This is a genomic window from Allokutzneria sp. A3M-2-11 16, from assembly GCF_024213555.1.
Lineage (GTDB): Bacteria > Actinomycetota > Actinomycetes > Mycobacteriales > Pseudonocardiaceae > Allokutzneria.
Genome location: NZ_JANAVO010000003.1, coordinates 30,426 through 46,267 on the forward strand (window position 1 = coordinate 30,426; position 15,842 = coordinate 46,267).

The 15,842-nt window shown below is 69.0% G+C and carries 19 protein-coding genes; 6 read left to right on the forward strand and 13 right to left on the reverse strand.

What is annotated here, in order from left to right:
* Positions 1 to 8 precede the first annotated feature (8 nt).
* Together NLX83_RS21895 and NLX83_RS21900 are read right to left on the reverse strand one after the other, a co-directional pair.
* The gene (locus tag NLX83_RS21895) at positions 9 to 1,307 is read right to left on the reverse strand and encodes a hypothetical protein (protein ID WP_254236994.1); all 1,299 of its coding nucleotides are present in this window, start codon (positions 1,305 to 1,307) and stop codon (positions 9 to 11) included.
* Positions 1,304 to 2,029 carry a maleylpyruvate isomerase N-terminal domain-containing protein gene (locus NLX83_RS21900; protein ID WP_308209366.1) on the reverse strand — a complete coding sequence of 242 codons (726 nt, stop codon included), beginning with the start codon at positions 2,027 to 2,029 and terminating at the stop codon, positions 1,304 to 1,306. The genes NLX83_RS21895 and NLX83_RS21900 overlap by 4 nt, the downstream gene beginning before the upstream one ends.
* A gap of 426 nt (positions 2,030 to 2,455) precedes the next feature.
* Between NLX83_RS21900 and NLX83_RS21905 the strand changes: the two genes are divergently transcribed.
* The gene (locus tag NLX83_RS21905) at positions 2,456 to 2,983 is read left to right on the forward strand and encodes an LmbU family transcriptional regulator (RefSeq protein ID WP_254236995.1); all 528 of its coding nucleotides are present in this window, start codon (positions 2,456 to 2,458) and stop codon (positions 2,981 to 2,983) included.
* Between the two features lie 44 nt (positions 2,984 to 3,027).
* On the opposite strand, the gene NLX83_RS21910 is transcribed toward NLX83_RS21905, so the two are convergent.
* The 3 genes from NLX83_RS21910 to NLX83_RS21920 form a co-directional block, all read right to left on the reverse strand.
* Complete coding sequence (locus tag NLX83_RS21910) at positions 3,028 to 3,909, reverse strand: PhzF family phenazine biosynthesis protein (RefSeq protein ID WP_254236996.1); 882 nt, start codon at positions 3,907 to 3,909, stop codon at positions 3,028 to 3,030.
* Positions 3,906 to 4,793, reverse strand: a complete 888-nt coding sequence (locus tag NLX83_RS21915; RefSeq protein WP_254236997.1) for an LLM class flavin-dependent oxidoreductase — start codon at positions 4,791 to 4,793, stop codon at positions 3,906 to 3,908. Before NLX83_RS21915 ends, NLX83_RS21910 begins: the two co-directional genes overlap by 4 nt.
* Positions 4,794 to 4,966: 173 nt before the next feature.
* Positions 4,967 to 5,704, reverse strand: a complete 738-nt coding sequence (locus tag NLX83_RS21920) for a phosphotransferase (protein ID WP_254236998.1) — start codon at positions 5,702 to 5,704, stop codon at positions 4,967 to 4,969.
* Between the two features lie 201 nt (positions 5,705 to 5,905).
* On the opposite strand from NLX83_RS21920, the gene NLX83_RS21925 reads away from it, so the two are divergent.
* Positions 5,906 to 6,781 (forward strand): alpha/beta fold hydrolase, encoded by an 876-nt coding sequence (locus tag NLX83_RS21925; RefSeq protein WP_254236999.1) that lies wholly within the window; start codon positions 5,906 to 5,908, stop codon positions 6,779 to 6,781.
* Between the two features lie 5 nt (positions 6,782 to 6,786).
* On the opposite strand, the gene NLX83_RS21930 is transcribed toward NLX83_RS21925, so the two are convergent.
* The 6 genes from NLX83_RS21930 to NLX83_RS21955 all read right to left on the reverse strand — a co-directional run bounded on the left by NLX83_RS21930 (position 6,787) and on the right by NLX83_RS21955 (position 12,174).
* Positions 6,787 to 7,563, reverse strand: a complete 777-nt coding sequence (locus tag NLX83_RS21930; protein ID WP_254237000.1) for an RNA ligase family protein — start codon at positions 7,561 to 7,563, stop codon at positions 6,787 to 6,789.
* Between the two features lie 97 nt (positions 7,564 to 7,660).
* The gene (locus NLX83_RS21935) at positions 7,661 to 9,064 is read right to left on the reverse strand and encodes an MFS transporter (RefSeq protein ID WP_254237001.1); all 1,404 of its coding nucleotides are present in this window, start codon (positions 9,062 to 9,064) and stop codon (positions 7,661 to 7,663) included.
* A gap of 30 nt (positions 9,065 to 9,094) precedes the next feature.
* Positions 9,095 to 9,589, reverse strand: a complete 495-nt coding sequence (locus NLX83_RS21940) for an SRPBCC family protein (protein ID WP_254237002.1) — start codon at positions 9,587 to 9,589, stop codon at positions 9,095 to 9,097.
* A 104-nt stretch (positions 9,590 to 9,693) separates the two neighbouring features.
* Positions 9,694 to 10,908 (reverse strand): RNA polymerase sigma factor, encoded by a 1,215-nt coding sequence (locus NLX83_RS21945; RefSeq protein ID WP_254237003.1) that lies wholly within the window; start codon positions 10,906 to 10,908, stop codon positions 9,694 to 9,696.
* Positions 10,905 to 11,240 carry a YciI family protein gene (locus NLX83_RS21950; protein WP_254237004.1) on the reverse strand — a complete coding sequence of 112 codons (336 nt, stop codon included), beginning with the start codon at positions 11,238 to 11,240 and terminating at the stop codon, positions 10,905 to 10,907. Before NLX83_RS21950 ends, NLX83_RS21945 begins: the two co-directional genes overlap by 4 nt.
* A 382-nt stretch (positions 11,241 to 11,622) precedes the next feature.
* A complete protein-coding gene (locus NLX83_RS21955; RefSeq protein WP_254237005.1) occupies positions 11,623 to 12,174 on the reverse strand; it encodes a TetR/AcrR family transcriptional regulator in 552 nt (183 codons plus the stop codon).
* Positions 12,175 to 12,265: 91 nt separating this feature from the next.
* On the opposite strand from NLX83_RS21955, the gene NLX83_RS21960 reads away from it, so the two are divergent.
* Positions 12,266 to 12,709 carry a nuclear transport factor 2 family protein gene (locus NLX83_RS21960; protein ID WP_254237006.1) on the forward strand — a complete coding sequence of 148 codons (444 nt, stop codon included), beginning with the start codon at positions 12,266 to 12,268 and terminating at the stop codon, positions 12,707 to 12,709.
* 366 nt (positions 12,710 to 13,075) lie between these two features.
* Here NLX83_RS21960 and NLX83_RS21965 read toward each other — a convergent pair whose 3' ends face one another.
* On the reverse strand, positions 13,076 to 13,585 hold the full coding sequence (locus NLX83_RS21965; protein WP_254237007.1) for a hypothetical protein: 510 nt from the start codon (positions 13,583 to 13,585) through the stop codon (positions 13,076 to 13,078).
* Positions 13,586 to 13,948: 363 nt separating this feature from the next.
* Between NLX83_RS21965 and NLX83_RS21970 the strand changes: the two genes are divergently transcribed.
* The 3 genes from NLX83_RS21970 to NLX83_RS21980 are packed head-to-tail and all read left to right on the forward strand — an operon-like array spanning position 13,949 to position 14,874.
* Positions 13,949 to 14,194, forward strand: coding sequence for a hypothetical protein (locus tag NLX83_RS21970; RefSeq protein WP_254237008.1), 246 nt, complete (start codon positions 13,949 to 13,951; stop codon positions 14,192 to 14,194).
* A complete protein-coding gene (locus NLX83_RS21975) occupies positions 14,195 to 14,677 on the forward strand; it encodes a CAP domain-containing protein (protein WP_254237009.1) in 483 nt (160 codons plus the stop codon). It abuts the gene before it with no gap.
* 23 nt (positions 14,678 to 14,700) lie between these two features.
* Positions 14,701 to 14,874, forward strand: a complete 174-nt coding sequence (locus NLX83_RS21980) for a CsbD family protein (protein ID WP_254237010.1) — start codon at positions 14,701 to 14,703, stop codon at positions 14,872 to 14,874.
* 116 nt (positions 14,875 to 14,990) lie between these two features.
* On the opposite strand, the gene NLX83_RS21985 is transcribed toward NLX83_RS21980, so the two are convergent.
* On the reverse strand, positions 14,991 to 15,650 hold the full coding sequence (locus tag NLX83_RS21985; protein ID WP_254237011.1) for a C39 family peptidase: 660 nt from the start codon (positions 15,648 to 15,650) through the stop codon (positions 14,991 to 14,993).
* Positions 15,651 to 15,842 lie beyond the last annotated feature (192 nt).

Here is a 15,842-nt window from a genome sequence, read left to right on the forward strand (position 1 = left end):
ACCGGCGCTCATGCGACGCCGACCCACCGGTCGACCGCGGCGTCGACCAGCTCGGTGATGTTGGTGGCGAAGTCGAAGTGCTCGGCCACCCTGGCGGCGCCGGACTTACGCATCCGCCGCCGGGCGTCGGCGGTCAGGCTCCGCGCTCGGCGCAGCGCGTCGGCGACCCCCGCCGTCGTCCGCTCCGCGACGATCCCCGCCGTTCCCGCGCCGACGACTTCGGGGAGGTTGCCGGTGTTCGCGACGATCGCCACGGCACCGGACTCGCGCGCGACCCACATCGCCTCCATCGGCGACACCGCACCGGGTTCCGCCTCGCCGAGGAAGGCCGCGGCCAGCGTCCGCGGGGACTGGACGATCGCGGAGATCGTCGAGAACGGCTGGTCCGCGAGCAGCGCGACGGGCACGTCCAGCCGATCGGCCAGCTCCCGCAGGCCCGGGTCCGGCTGCCGGGTCGCGATCACCGGGACCACGCCGGGCACCTCGCGCGCGGCCTCGACGAGGAGGTCGTAGCCCTTGTCGAGGCCGGGCGCGCTGTTGCGGCCCCACATGAACACGAGATCGCCCCGGTCGGGCAGGCCGAGGCCGGTGAGCCTCCGGTCGATCTCCGCCTCGGTCAGCACCGCGAACCGGCTCGCGTGGCGCGGAATCGCGCTTCGGTTGGGCAGCAACGCATTCGGCGGGATCGCGTACACCTTCGAATAGAGCTCCGCCGTGTAGTCGGAGATGTAGCCGACGGTCACCCGCTCGCTGTGCCGCGCCCAGAAGGCCACGTCGGCGTCCGCGGCGATCTCGGCGGGCGAGGGAACCCGGGCGGTGTCGTGCGTGGCCAGCCCGAAAGTATGCACATGCAATACCTTTTCGGCGAGCCCCTCGGCTTGGCGCTGCACCATTCCCGGCACTCGGGCGAACGCACTCGTACCAGAAATCGCGATCACCGCCTCGTATCGCTCAGCGGTATCCAGCACGAGTTGTGCGCCAGCCGCGGAAAGCGCGTTGCAGAACCGGTCCTCGCCCCATCCCACAAGGCCATCGCTGTCGCTGACCAGTCGAACCGCCGTACCGCCACGGGATGCCAGGTGTTCGCGCACCGCCTGCCAGCGCTGTTCGTCGTAGCCCGCCGCGGCACTCTGGTAATACGGCTCACCAAGAATGAAGTCGGCCTTCCAGCCGCGCGCCGCGAGGTGGTTCCGAATGGCGTCCTGCTCGTCGAGCAGGTTCCGCACGTAGCGGGCGACTCCGCCGATGGCGACCTGGGCGCCTTCGAGCATCAACCAGACGAAGGCGAGGGTTCGAGAGGGCTTCACGGGCCCACCAGCACTGTCATCCTCCGGAGCACGTCGTGCCCGAGCGGATCGGCGGTAACGGAGTCGTAGGGCAGCCGGGCGCTGACCGCGGCGACGAACTGCTCGCGGCTCAGCACGAGCTCCACCGGGCCGTCGCACACCAGGACCTGGTCGTCCCCGAGGACCTCCACGTCGATGTCGACCTCGCACTCCCGGAGCGCGTGGCACGAGAAGGAGAACCGCCAGTCGAGCCGGGCGGCGACCTCGGACTCGGGGACTTCGACACCCATGTCGTCGGAGTGCGTCGCGTACTCCGAGGCGATGTGCCACGCCTGCATCCCGACCGCGTACGGGCCCCAGCTCGTCACGAGGGGCTTCGCCTGGTCCATGCCGCGCCAGGTGCCGTGGACGTCGGCGTGCCGGTCCAGCCACTCTGCGAAGACCTCGGCGTGGGTCATCGACCTGCGCAGTTCCACCTGGCCGACGTTGTAGGCCTCATCGTCGGCCCAGTCCCCGAGCGAGGCGATGTCATCGCGCAGGCACGCCTGGTTGTAGAGCTCGCCGCTGGCCAGGTGCGCGAGGACGTCGTGGACGTTCCACTCCGCGCACCGCGTGGACCGCCGCCACGTCCGGTCGTCGGCCGCCGCCAGCCACTCGCGCAGCCGCGCGGTCTCCGTATCGAGCGCCGGAATTCCGGACCCGAGCTCCGCCAGGCCCGTTCGCTGTGTCTCGATGGCGTAGATAGCCTACCCCCAGGTGTGGCGAGAAAAAATCTTGATTCTTCTATTTGAAAACAAAATGATTCGTCGGTTGCGTGCACGCTTCTGGTATGGGCATATATGTGTCCGAAAGAGATGGGTCGTCACCGGGAAACCTGCAGCGTGAGGTGCCTGTGAACTGGTCGGCACCGGGGCGACGCTCAAACTTTTTATCTGTACAACCGTGCAGCTGCCTTGCACGACGTGGGCCGATAGCTTGATACTCGCAAACAGCACAGCCGGCCCAGCAATTGAGCGCAGTTTCCGGGCTGGACTAGTGAAGTCCACTCCGCACGTCCTGCGGAACGAGTCGTACCCGGAGTCGACATGGCAACAGCACTGGGTCTATCCCAGAATTCCGAATCGCAGCCACTGCACGCGCTTCCTTCGCTTTCCTCGCAACACAATATCGTGACGCTCCGCACCAGTCTCACGTTGCCGGAGAAAACTTCGCTCCAGGCGTGGATGCAGATCGGCAACCAGCTCAGTTCCGTGCACGAGTCCTCGGCCTGGTGGGTGGGCGACTGGCTTGTTTTCGGCCAGGACAGATATCCGGACAGGTACAAGAAAGCCATCGCCGAGACCACCCTCGACTACCAGACGCTGCGGAACTACGCCTGGGTCGCGCGCCGGTTCCCGGCGTCTCGCCGGCGGGACAGGCTCAGCTTCCAGCACCACGTCGTGGTGGCCGCGCTCCCCGCCGAGGAGCAGGACCACTGGCTCGAACTCGCCGAGGGGCACAAGTGGTCCCGCAACGAGTTGCGGCGGCAGGTGAACGCGAGCACCGAGAGACCCGACGGCCCGGAACGGCGAGGCGGGTTCAACATGAGCTTCTCCGCGGGCGACCTCACGCGCTGGCGCGCGGCGGCGGAGAAGCGGAATCTCGCGATCGACCTGTGGATCAAGACCACGCTGGACCGCGCCGCACATGAATCCTGACCGAGCTCACCCGCGCCGTGGCCCGGTTCGACTGTTCGCCCCGTTCAGTCGACCGCGCCCGGAGCAGCGAAGATCTCGCCTCGGGCGACCGGGACCACGCGCCCGGTGACCGACGCCTCCGACACGCCGCCGGACTCCCTCGTCACTGTCACCGAGCAGGAGACCGTGCCGACCCGCGCCGATCCGACGCCCTGCCGGATGAGGTAGTCGTAGGTGCCGTCCGCCCCGGGAAGCCAGCCCGCGGCAACCAGCCAGGCGCCGAGGCCCAGCGCGTTCGACGCGCATGCCGGGTCCTCCGGCATGCCGTACCCGGGCGCGAAAACCCTGGCGGTGACCACCCTCGTCGCCTCGTCCCACGAGAACACCATGACGTCGGGCAGCTCGCGCGCCCCCATCAGCTCGATGTCACCGGCCGCGCGCTCCACCGCGCCGGGGCGGACGGGGAGATAGTGGAAGGCGGGCCCGAACCCCGCGGTCCGCGCGGGCGCGTCGAGCACGTCAGCCGCGTCCAGCCCGGCCGCCGCGGTCAGCAGGGCCAGGTCGACCTCCTGCGCCGCGACCGGCTGCCTGGCGGTGACGGTTCCCTCGTCCGGACTGACAGAGATCGACAGCAGCCGCGGCCCGCACTCCTGCACGACGGGACCCTTGTCGATCAGCCCCAACCGGGCCAGGGTCACCGAGGTGCCCAGTGACGAATGACCGCCGAACGGGGTCTCGCCCGCCGGGGTGAACACGCGCACCCGGTAGGTGGCCTCCGCGGAGGACGGCGGCAGCACGAACGCAGTCTCCGGCGTGCCGAATTCCTTTGCCACAGCGCACATGTAGGCCGTCGACAGGCCGTCCGCCTCCGGCACGACCGTGAGCGCGCTCCCGGAGAACGGCCGGTCGGCGAACATGTTGACCATCTCGTACCGGATCACGGTCACCCTCTCCTGGAAGCGTTCGGCAGCGAGCCCGCGATGTCCGCCAGGACCTCGGGGTCGCCCTGGTAGGGAAACTCCGGGCGGGGCCAGTGCACGACGAAGTCCGTGATCCCCGCCTCCTCGAACAGTCCGGCCGCGTCCTGGAAGGCGCCGACCGAATCGAGCACACCGCTGATGGAGGGGCCCGCGACCAGCAGGCGGTCGATCGTTGACGGGTCCCGGCCCACCTCGTGGCACGCCCGCTCCAGTGCGGAGACCTGCTCCTCGACCAGCGGCACGGAGTCGGCGTAGGGCGCGGCGTCGAAGAGGTTCGGCGCCCCCATCGTGATCCACGTGTCGGCGAACCGCGCCGCCAGCCGCATTCCGCGTGGCCCCGCTGCGGCGACACCGAGCGGAACGCGGGGGCGCTGCACGCATCCCGGTTGCAGGACGAGGTCGTGGCAGCGGTAGTACGAGCCCTCGAAGGCCGTCGGCCGCTGGCTCAGCAGCGAGTCGGTCAGCTCGACGAACTCGGCGTACCTGTTCGCCCACTGCGCCCGCGTCAACTCGTCGTGCAGCAGGACGTCCCGGTCGGGCCCGCCGGAACCGACGCCGCAGATCATCCGGCCACCGGAGATGTCGTCGACCGTCATGATCTCCTTGGCGAACATGACCGGGTCCCGGAGCCGGATGTTGGCCACCAGCGTGCCCAGCCTGATCCGCGAGGTGACCGTGGCGGCCGCCGTCAGCGTGGGAATGGTGCCGAACCAGGGTTTGTCGCTGAGCCACCGCCATCGGAGGTGGTCGTAGGTCCAGGCGTGGTCGAAACCGAGATCCTCGGCCCGCTGCCACAGTTCCCGAGCCTGAGGCCAGTGGTGCTCAGGCAGGATGACGACTCCGAAGCGCATAGTTCCACCGCTCCCGTTCACCTGGGTCCGCGACCGCCGAGGTGACTTTCTCCCACACGGAGTCGCCGACATCCGCTTCGCCGTCGTGACGTGGAGCACAAGGTCTTCTCACCACCCGGCAGCCGGATTTCGGCTGAGGAAGGCCAAGACGTGGTCTCCTGTGCGGTTCAGCGTCAGGCCAACGCCGTTTCCAACTCGGCACGGTGCGTGGCAACCCATTCATGGGCGGAACGCACGGCCCGGGCGGCACCCGAGTCCCTCAGGCGCGCCATCGCCGCGTCGCCGGCCGCCGCGCGGGCCTCGATCCCGTGCTGGCACCGGTCCTGCCACCACAGGATCGTCTCCACGACTCGACTGCGATCAACCGGGCCGTAGGCGTCACACATCACGCGCAACCGATGGGACGTCGTGGCGAGATCGTCCACCGCCGAGCCGAGATCCAGGTACTGCCAGCACATGTGTGCCACGTCGTGGATACGAGCGCCCGGCGCGGCGAGGTCCCAGTCGAGGAAGGCGATCGGCAGCAGCAGATCCCTGTCGTCGTCGCGATACACGGTGTTCTTGGGCGACAAGTCGTTGTGGCAGACCACTTCCTGGTCGCCCGCCAGCGGTGTGCCTGCCGTCAGGTCATGGAACTCGCGAACGAGTCGCGCGACCCGCGCCAGGCTCTCGTCCGAACTCACTCGATCTGTCGGGGACTGCCAGGCGACATGGCCGTCCACGAACGTCAGGACCTCGCGCCCCTGCTCATCCACCCCGAGCAGCCTCGGAGCGCCCGCCCACCCGTGCTGGTCGAAGTGACGAAGCAGCCGATGGACGAACTCGGCCCGATCCCCAAGGCTCCGCCGCACCGTATCCCCGACCTTGACGACACGGTTGACGAAGCCACCCGGCAACGGAATCTCCACCACTCGCCCAGTCTGGCTCAACGACCTGTCCCTTCGAGGCCGCCACAGTCAGTCCACTGTGGACAAAGCCCGCCGTTGGTAGGGGCAGCCCGAGCAGCACAACGGGGGCGGTCCCCATGGTCCTCGTCCTGGTCAACCGACAAGCTGGCCCGCATGTCGATTTCTCACTCTCGCCGCGGCTTCATCAAACTGACTGCCGCCGGTATGGCGTCTCTCGGTATCGCGGGCACGGCACATGCGGCCGAGTCGCCGCGGATCACGCCGCTGCGGATCTCCACTCCCGCAGGCACCTTCGACGCTGTTGCCGCCGGACCGCGACATGGCCGGAAAGGGTTGTTGTTGCACGGCTTTCCCGAGCTCGGCATCGAGTGGGACCACCAGTTGCGCGCACTCGCCGCTGCCGGATACCGGGCGGTGGCGCCGGACCAGCGGGGTTACTCGCCGGGCGTACGGCCCACCGGGATCGAGAACTACCGGTTGGACCGTGCCGTTGGGGACGTTCGAGCAATGGCCGACGCCCTCGGCTGGCGCAGGTTCGACCTGGTCGGACACGACTGGGGTGCCGCGGTTGCCTGGATCGCCGCAGCGAAGTACGCACACCGGGTGCGTTCGCTGACCGCTGTTTCCGTGCCGCACCTCGGCGCCTTCGCGGAGGCGCTGCGGACCGATCCCGTGCAGCAGGAGGCATCCAAGTACATGGATTTCTTCCGGCAGCCCGCTCCGATCCCCGAGGACAAGATTCTCGCGTCGGGACCGCCCAAGCTGCCGGGCGTTCCGGCGGAGAAGTGCGCGGAGTACTTCCGGCGCCTTTCCCAACCGGGTGCCCTGACCGCCGCGCTGAACTGGTACAGGGCCAACGACTTCAAAGGCTACGAGCAGCGGGTCGCGGTGCCGACGCTCTTCATCGCGAGCACGAAGGACCCCATGGTCGCGCCCTCGGGCGTGCACGCGACGAAGAACTGGGTCACCGGGCCATATCGGCTGGAGAACCTTGAGGGGATCGGGCACAACATCCCCGAGGAAGCCGCCGAGACCACGACCGCTTTGCTCCTCGCGCACCTCGCTTCGGTGTGTTCCTAGCACTGTTACTTGCGTCGGCGCAGTGTGCGGTCGTAGTCCTGGAAGCGAGCCTTCGCGATCGTCGAACGGTCGGCGCTGCGCAGCACGATGCCCTCGGGCTGCCCGCCCGCCTGGTCATCCAGCGCCACCAACGTCTTCGGCAGACGTTCGCCGAGGAACTGCCGCATCTTGTCGATCTCGCGCGGCAGTTCGGCCGGATCCAGCGTGAACAGCCGTGGCGCGAGGTCCAGCCCGTCGCGCTCGGCGATCGCGACGAGCTCCTCCTCCGGCACGAACGGTTGGCCGCCCGACTCGCGCCACGCCGAGATCTCCGCCCGCGGCTTCGCCAGCATCGCCTCGTAGTCGGCCAGCACCACGCAGTCGAACAGGCGGTGCCCGACCGTCGTCCGGTCGCCGGTGTACTGCTTGCTCGCCCCCGTCACCTTGCCGCCGTAGACCTCGACGTAGTGCACGCGGATCACGTCGTCGGCGACCGGCGCGAGCCCGTCGGCGAACGCGCGCAGCGCGGCCACGATGCCCTGCGCCGGGTCGCCGATGAGATCACCCTTGGCGTACAACAGCTCCTCCCGTGACCCGAGCAGGAAATCACCGCCGGGCAACGAGATGACGCGCGCGTTCGTGCCGTCGACCTTCTCCGTGCCGATCACCGGGCCCGCGAACGCCACGCAGGTCTCCAGCAAGCCGCCGTTGCCGGAGTCGAGCGTGTGGTAGGTCGGGATGGACGGGTACTTGGTCAGCGAGTTGAGCGCGCTCAGGTCGACTGCGCGTACGTCGAGGGACATGGCCCGCATCCTGGCACGGACCCGGCCGCCGAAGCTCGCGCATTTCAGCGGCGGGTCAGGCAGGGTGCGGGCACCATGTCACTCCCGCTCGCCCCGGTCAGGCTCCGCGCCGGAACCCGATCGTCGCGGTGACAGCTCCGAGACCGGCGAGGACACCGATGGCGGCGAACGCGGTGTGGAAGCCCCCGAGCCCGGTCCCCGCCACGAGGACCGTCGAGACCGCCGCGACGCCTGCCGCGCCACCGATCTCGCGCATCGTCTCGATCAGGGCCGAAGCGAGTCCCGCGTCCTGTTCTCCGATGCCGGACAGCGCGCCGATCTGCAACGACGGCACGCAGAACCCGAAGCCGAGCCCGGCGAGCAGGAACGCGGGGAACAGGTCGACGAGGTAGTCGGCGTCGGCGGGGACCCGGGTGAGCCACACCATCGCGATCACCAACAACGTCAGGCCGGTGACCAGCAGGCGCCGAACGCTCGCGGTGGCAGCCAGGCGCCCGGCGGCCGAGGACGCCGCGAAGACGGTCGTCGTCGTGGCCAACCACGCCAGACCGGTCTGAGTCGGTGAGTAGCCGAGTTCCTGTTGTGCCAGCAGCGATCCGAGGAAGATGAACGAGAAGAACGCGCTGTAGGCGAGGAACGCGGTGAGGTTCGCCGCGACGAGCGTGCGGTTCTTCAGCGCTCTCGGCGGCACGAGCGGCGCCGGCGAGCGCTTCTCGATCCGCACGAACGCGGCTGTCAGCGCGCAGGCCGTGGCGAACCACGCCAGCGTCCCGGCGGAGGTCCACCCGTGGGTCGAGGCGTGGTGCAGTGCGTAGACGAAGGTCAGCAGCCCGCCGGTGACCGTGCTCGCCGCCGCGAGGTCGAGGCGCCCGGAACGGCCACGGACATCGTCGGCGGCGAGGCAGGTGGCGGCGACCGCGATGAGCACGATGCCCGCGGGAACGTTGATGAAGAACGCCCATCGCCAGCCCGGACCGGCGGCGATCAGACCGCTCGCGACGACGCCGACGGTTCCGGCCGCCGCACCGACGGCTCCGAAGACGCCGAGGGCCCGGTTGCGTTCTCGCCCTTCGTCGAACGTGACCGCCAGCAGCGACAGGGCCGCGGGCGCGATGAGCGCGCCGCCCAGCCCCTGGAGCCCACGGGCGGTGATCAGCAGGCCCGCGTGCTGGGCCACGCCCGCCAGCAGGGACGCGACGGTGAACACGCCGAGGCCGGTGAGCAGGACACGACGGCGTCCCAGCAGGTCGGCCATGCGACCGCCGACGAGCAGGAATCCGCCGAGCAGCAGACCGTAGGCGACGACGATCCACTGCAGGGCGCTCTGGCTGACGCCGAGGTCTCGCTGGATCGAGGGCAGGGCCACGTTCACGATGGCGATGTCGAGGCCGACCATCGCCTGGGCGGCGCACACCAGCCCCAGTACGAGCCCGCGGTGCCGCTGGCGCGCGGATGTCGGTTCAGCGACGACGGTTCTCATGGTGTTCTCGGTGGTAGACATGGGTTCTCTGTCCTTTTCAGCTCCCGTCGGTCAGTGGTCGTAGCGGGGAATGGGCTGGCCGGTGCCGGTGCTGAGCAGCTGCGGCAGGCTCGTGGTGATGTAGAAGGTCCAGCCGCGCGAGCAGTCCTCGAAGCAGGCGGACTCCGCCGCGGTGAGGCCTTCGTGCGTGAGGCGCAGGGTCGTGCCCGTGGCGTCGGCGGTGATGTCGAAGACGACGTCGGTGCCGGTCCACTCGTCGCGGTCGTCGATGAAGGTGAGGTAGGAGTCCACGACGTGCCAGACCACTCGTCGGCCGGGCTCGACCTCGGTGAGCTGGAACCGCGCGTAGCGAATGCCCTGCTTGGCGTGGACGGTCTCACCGGCGTACGCGGAGTCGTCGGTGAACACGAACTCGTCGCCGTGGGCGGTGGTGTCACCGATGACGTTCTCGCTCCACCAACCGCGGACGTCGGTGATGGCCGCGAAGACCTCCTCCGGCGTCCGGTCGACGGTCGTGGTGGCGGTGAGGTACTGGGTGTTGGACATCGTTCTCGCCTCTCTCCTCTGGTGGGTGTGCCCCACCGACGAAGGAGGCCCTCCGGTATCGACATCGACCGGGTGACACATCTCGACTTTCTTCTTCGTGCAGGTCAGAGCTCTGACAAGCGGGTTGTCAGGTAGCGGCGTTCGGCCTCGGTCGGTGCCAGGGCGAGCGCCTGCTCGTAGGCGGTGGCCGCCTCGGCGCGGCGACCGTCGCGCCGGAGGAGGTCGGCCCGGGTCGCGGGCAGCAGGTAGTAGCCGTCGAGCGTGCCGGACTCGGTGAGCCGGTCGACGAGGGCGAGCCCGGCGGGGATGCCCTCGGCCATCGCGACCGCCACGGCGCGGTTGAGCTCCACCACGGGTGAGGGCGCCAGCCGCGCGAGCTCCTCGTACAGGACGGCGATCTGCGCCCAGTCGGTCGACGTGGCGTCGGGCGCGGTGGCGTGGCACGCCGCGATCGCGGCCTGCACCTGGTACGGCCCCGAGCGCCGCATGGCCAGCGCTTCGTCGAGCGCCGCGACACCTTCGGCGATCAGCGCGCGGTCCCAGCGGGATCGGTCCTGCCGCTCCAGGGTGACCAGCACGCCGTCGTCGGTGCGGCTCGCGCGGCGGGCCTCGAGCAGCGACATCAGTGCCAGCAGGCCGCGCGCCTCGGGCTCCTGGGGCAACAGCCGGACGAGCACCCGGGCGAGGTGGAGCCCCTCGGCCGCCAGCGCCCTGCGTCCGTCGACCTCGTCGTAGCCCTGGTTGAAGATCAGGTACAGCACCGCGAGGACGGCGCCGAGGCGCCGGGGCAGCTGCTCCGGCGGGGGAACCCGGTACGGGATTCCGGCCTCGACGATCTTGCGCTTGGCCCGCACCAGGCGTTGCGCCATCGTCGGCTCGGCGGTGAGGAAGGCCTTGGCGACCTCCCCGGTGCTCAGTCCGGCCAGGGTGCGCAAGGTCAGGGCGACCCTGGCGGGGAAGGGCAGTGCGGGATGGCAGCACGTGAAGATCAGCCGCAACCGTTCGTCCGGGATGTCCTCCGCCGATGGCTCGACCGGGTCGCGCTCCAGCACGGCGAACTGTCGCAGTTTCGCAGCCCCGGCCCTGTCCCGGCGCAGCCGGTCGATCGCCCGGTTGCGCGCCGTCGTGGTGAGCCACGCGCCCGGACGATCCGGGACGCCGTCGCGCTCCCACGTCGTCAGCGCGGCGGCGAACGCGTCCTGTGCGCAGTCCTCCGCCAGGTCCCAGTCGCCGGTCTGGCCGATCAGCGTGGCGACCACCTGGCCCCATTCGTCGCGGTATGCCGCGTCGACCGCGGCGCGCACGGCCGTCGCGGTCATTCCCACACCGGGCGGACCTCGATGCAACCGTGGCGCGCGTAGGGGTGCAGCGCGGCGAGCTCGATCGCTTCGTCGAGGTCGGCGCACTCGATGATGTCGATGCCGCCGATGAAGTCCTTCGTCTCGGAGAAGGGACCGTCGGCCACCAGCGTCTCGCCGTCGCGGACGCGGACGGTCGTGGCGGAGGCCACCGGCCGCAACCGCGCGCCGCCGAGCCTGGCTCCCCGCCGGTCCACCTCCGCCGCGAACGCCTGGTGCGCGGGGTCCGCCTCGATCTCCTCCATGCTCGGCGAGACCTTCTCATCGTCACAGATCAGCAGCACGTACTTCATGGCCTCACTATGCCCCAGCCCTCCGACAGCCGCGTTCGGATCGCCCACGTGGAAGACGGATTGCGTTTGGCCGTTGGCGAGTATCTTCCAGGTTTTCAGGTGCGCGATCGCGCATTCGACTGCCGCACGGCTCGTTCGGCTCAATACCTCATCGCGATATCTTGTCCCGGGTCAATGAAGCCGATGGCCGCCCGCTGATCCCGTCCGTCGCATGGCCCGCGAACGCCGTCGCGAGCATAAAGAACCCCGCGTGCTCGATTGCGCACCTGAAAAATAGTGCTCGCTGTGAAAGTCGCATTATGTCCGCGAGTTTCTCCAGTTGGCGGTCAGGTCCACGAGCGCAGCCTCGGCGGAAGTTGTTGTCGTGATCGTCAGGGCTCGTTCAGGCGCGCAGGCCGTCAAGGAGGCGGGCGACGGTGCGGCGGCGGAGATCGGGCGTCCATCCGGCGGCCAGTGTGCCTTGGCAGGCGGCGGTGAGCAGTGCGATGACTTCGTCGAGTCGCACTTCGCTGTGGACGGTGCGGGCTTTCCGGGCTCGCGTCAGCAGGGCGTCGAGCGTTTCGCCGAGTGCGGCGAGCTGGCGGTCGACGTCCACGTTGGTTCCGGCGGCGGCGAGGAGGTGGATCACGGTGCGGGTGCTGGCCGCGTGTTCGACGATGTCGGCGAAGAAGGTGAACAGGGCGGTCGCCTCGTCCTTCGCCGCGAGTGCCTCGGCCTCCGCGGTGAGCCGGCTCTGCAGATCTTTCATGATCGCGGCGAGCAGGTCGTTCTTCGTGGGGAAGTGCCGGAAGACGGTGCCGACGGCGACGCCCGCCCGGCGCGCGACCTCCTCGGTCGACGCGGAGGTGCCGTGCTCGTCGAAGACCTCGGCCGCGGCGGCCAGGATGCGTGCGCGGTTGCGGCGAGCGTCGGCGCGCAGGGGCGGCTCGGACACGGTCGGCTCCAGACGTTGACAACATGAGTGGCTACTCATCATCCTAGTCCGCGACAGGATGATGAGTGGTGACTCATGTTAGGGGCGAGTGATGGCGGGTAACGGCGTTGGGTTGTTGGCGGGGCCGCGGGAGGCGTTCGAGCGATTCCGGGACATGATGCTGGCGGGCGGTTCCGACGGGCTGGAGTCCCTGCTCGCTGACGACGGTGTGGTCGAGGCCCCGTTCGCCCCGCCCGGTGCGCCGCGCCGGTTCGAGGGGCGGGACACGTTCGTCGCGTTGGTCGCGTCGCGGCGGGAAGGGCTTGCCGGACGCGTCCGGTTCACGGCTGTGCGCGAGGTGGTCGTCCACGACACGGCCGACCCGGAGGTCGCCGTCATCGAGTTCGAGGTGGAGGCTGTCCGCCTGGCCGACGGTTTGAGTGCCGCGGCGCCGTTCGCGGTGGTGGTGCGGGTCCAGGACGGGCGCGTCGTGCTGTGGCGTGAGTATCAGGACCCCGCGGTGATGGCCCTGGTCGTGGCGGAGCCCCAGACGTAGGGCTGGCCGAGTCGTTGTCCGGGCTGTGGTGGCGGCCCGATCAAGATTGAGGGAATCGGTTGGCACCACAACGCAAAACGGGCGCACGCTGAGCTGATCAGCGTGCACCCGTTGACAATCGTGGCACTACCGGGAGGCGTCTTCAGGCGACGTGAACCACGCGATCTCGCCGATGTCGAGTTCGTAGGTGCGCCCCGCAAGAGCAAGTCGGTCGGGTCCGCGTCCTCGTCGGCCTCCTCGTGGAAGTACGCGACGATGTCGAGCAGCGTCATCCAGTCGTACTCGAAGGACGCGGCGACGTACGCCTTCAGCTCGTCATATTTCACGGGGTCCCGTCCTGTTCCTCGTGGCTCACAGCCCCGGGGGTCAGCTCCTGTTGCGCAGCCAGTACGCGTCGCGGTGGTCGAACTCTGGCGAGGTGACGACGACGCGTTCGACGAAATCCACAGCCGGCCGTCCGCGCAGTTCGGAGATCGTGGCGTCGACGAGGTCGAACGCGTCCAGATCGGCGGCCATGAGCGCGTAGTGCACCGGATCGACGTAGAACACCACTCCGTCACCATCGCAGTCCAGTACCGGTGGCCGGGTGGTGCGAACGGTGCGACCTGCCAACTCGGCGTTCGGTGTCACCACGTAGTCAGCGAGCACCGCGGTCACCATGCGGGCCTGCTTTTCTGTGGTGAGCGCGTCGAGGTTGCCCGGGATCTGGGCTTGGTAGTCCACCGGCTGACCGAGGTCGGCCACGAACGCCACTGTGACCATCGTGTTCAGCGTGACTTCCCAGACACCCTCGTAGAGATGGGCTACGCAGGGCGCCACCTCCCAGCGCTGAGGGCGCACGTCCACCGAGTAGTCCGCTCTCGGGATCGGTTTCACACCTCGATGATCCCCCACGCGCTCCGACGGCTCCACAGTGGACGGGCCTGGAAGGACCCCCTTCACCGCTGGGCATGACGGTCCGCTTCGGCTGGCCAAGCCCGGCACTAGCGCGGGAATGGCGTCGATGTGCCGCACCTCGGCCATGCGATCACCTGTCTTCCCCGGCCTCTGGATCAACCCGGCCATGGCGACCATCAGTCTTGTCGAGTGGCTGGATCGCAGGGTGCCGGAACTCGACGGTCGGTCCTCCGCGGGCGCGGCAGGGCAGCAAGCACGGGCGAGTTGGGGCAGGACGGGTGACTCCGCGGAGAGCGGCAGTGAACATGTTGGCGCTCAACGAGATCACGGAGAGGAAATCGCATGTCGATTCTGTCCCGCGTCGTCGCCGGAATGGCCGTCGCCGTTGTGACCGCCTCTCTGACCGCGATCCCCGCGGCCGCGGCCACAGGGGGTGGATGCAGTTCCGGTCCGCATGGTGCCGAGGGAGGTCGACGTGCTCCGGCTGATGGCCGAGAGCTGGGACACCGCGGACATCACGCGGAAACTGTCGGCAGGCTCGTCGCCGAGGGGATCGCGGCCCGCACGATCGTGGTCAAGGGAGACTGAGTGGCGCGGAAGAAGCGCGCGGCGGCTCGTCATCGCATCGCAGGACCTGGTGCGGGGCAAGGAGTTCCGCGACACCAGGACGAAGAGATCCGGCGGTTCCTCGCCAGGGTGGTCGGCAGCGACGCCTGGCGGGCCGAGGTGGAGGACCGAGTCGTGCGGCTCACCAACGCCGAGCGCGCCAAGCACCGCATGCCGCCGCTGAGGATCGACGAACGGCCGCGCACCGCTGCCCGTCGGCACGGCGCGGACATGGCTCGCCGTGGTTTCTTCGCGCACCAGTGCCCTTCCGGCCTGGAGCCTGCCGATCGCATGCGCGCCCACGGCCATCCACGCCCCGGAGGCGAGAACATCGCACGGGCCAGCAGAAGCCGCACGCGGTGGTGCTGGCGGTACGGACGTTTCGCTCGCAGTCCCTGTGGGCACGTCTGCGGGGCGCCCATTCCATCGCCGCCGAACCGCGTGCGGCGGCGCGGACGTGGGTGACCAGCACAGAAGGGACATCACCTGTGAGCACCAGCGACAAGTTCGAGGCCAAGGGCGACGAGCTCAAGGGCAAGGCCAAGGAAACCGTGGGCAAGGCCACCGACAACCCCGATCTGGAAGCCGAAGGCACCGCCGAGAAGATCAAGGGCAACCTGAAGCAGGCTGTGGAGAAGGTCAAGGACGCCTTCAAGAAGTAACCCCACCACCTGTTGAGGGGCCGCGCGAGAGCAGACTCGCGCGGCCCTTCCTCCCGTTGGCGCGGAACTCATAGGTCCCTCCACAGTGGACGAGTCCACTGTGGAGGGACGAGGGATCAGGCCGTGTAACCCGAGCTGCCACCGATCCAGGTGCCCAGGTTGTGCGTGCTGACCCAGTAGGTGCGCGGCACGTTCCACCAGCCGCCGCCACCGTGGCCCGCGCCTGCGGGGTCGGCGATCAGGGCCTCGGCCCCGCCGGAGCGGTAGCCGACAACGGCGACGTAGTGGTAGATGGCGCCGCCGGGGTAGCCGGGCGGGCGCCAGCCGCTGATCACGTTGGCGACCATCGGGAAGTTGTTGTTCACGTTGAGGACCAGGTCGCGCACGAGCAGGTTGCGCTGGGCCTGCGTCGGCGGGTCGTACATGCGCTTGAGCTCGAACCAGCTGGTCCCGATGTAGTAGTTCAGCGCGCGCTGGATCCGGTTGATGTGGTCGGTTCCGCCGGTGTGGGTGCCCATGAAGTTCGCCAGGGTCTGCTGGCTGGGCGGCGTGCGCCTGGTGCCGATGGCGATCTGGGCCGAGCCGGGACCGCACCAGTAGCCGGTCTGCTGGCCGTACCAGGTGTGGTTGAGGACCTTGCTGGACAGGGCGTTGACCGAGCCGATGGAGGCCTCGGCCTTGCTCGCGGGGATCACGGGGGCGGCGGAGACGACGCCGCCGAAGAGGGCCATGGTCGACGCTGCGACGACCAGCAGGGTGGCCAATCGTTTGATCATGTTGCTCTCCGTGGGGCAGTTGGGGTGGTCCGAACACGGCGTGTGAGCGGTCTCACACGTGAATCAGGTTCGCGGTAACCCTCGCCCCCGGCGTCCCCATTTGGACGACCCTCGAAGGGTGTGCAGGTCATGCGCCCCTTTTGCTCCTTTCGGCCCAGGTGTGAGGCAGGGCTTTGAGATCTCTGCATGTCC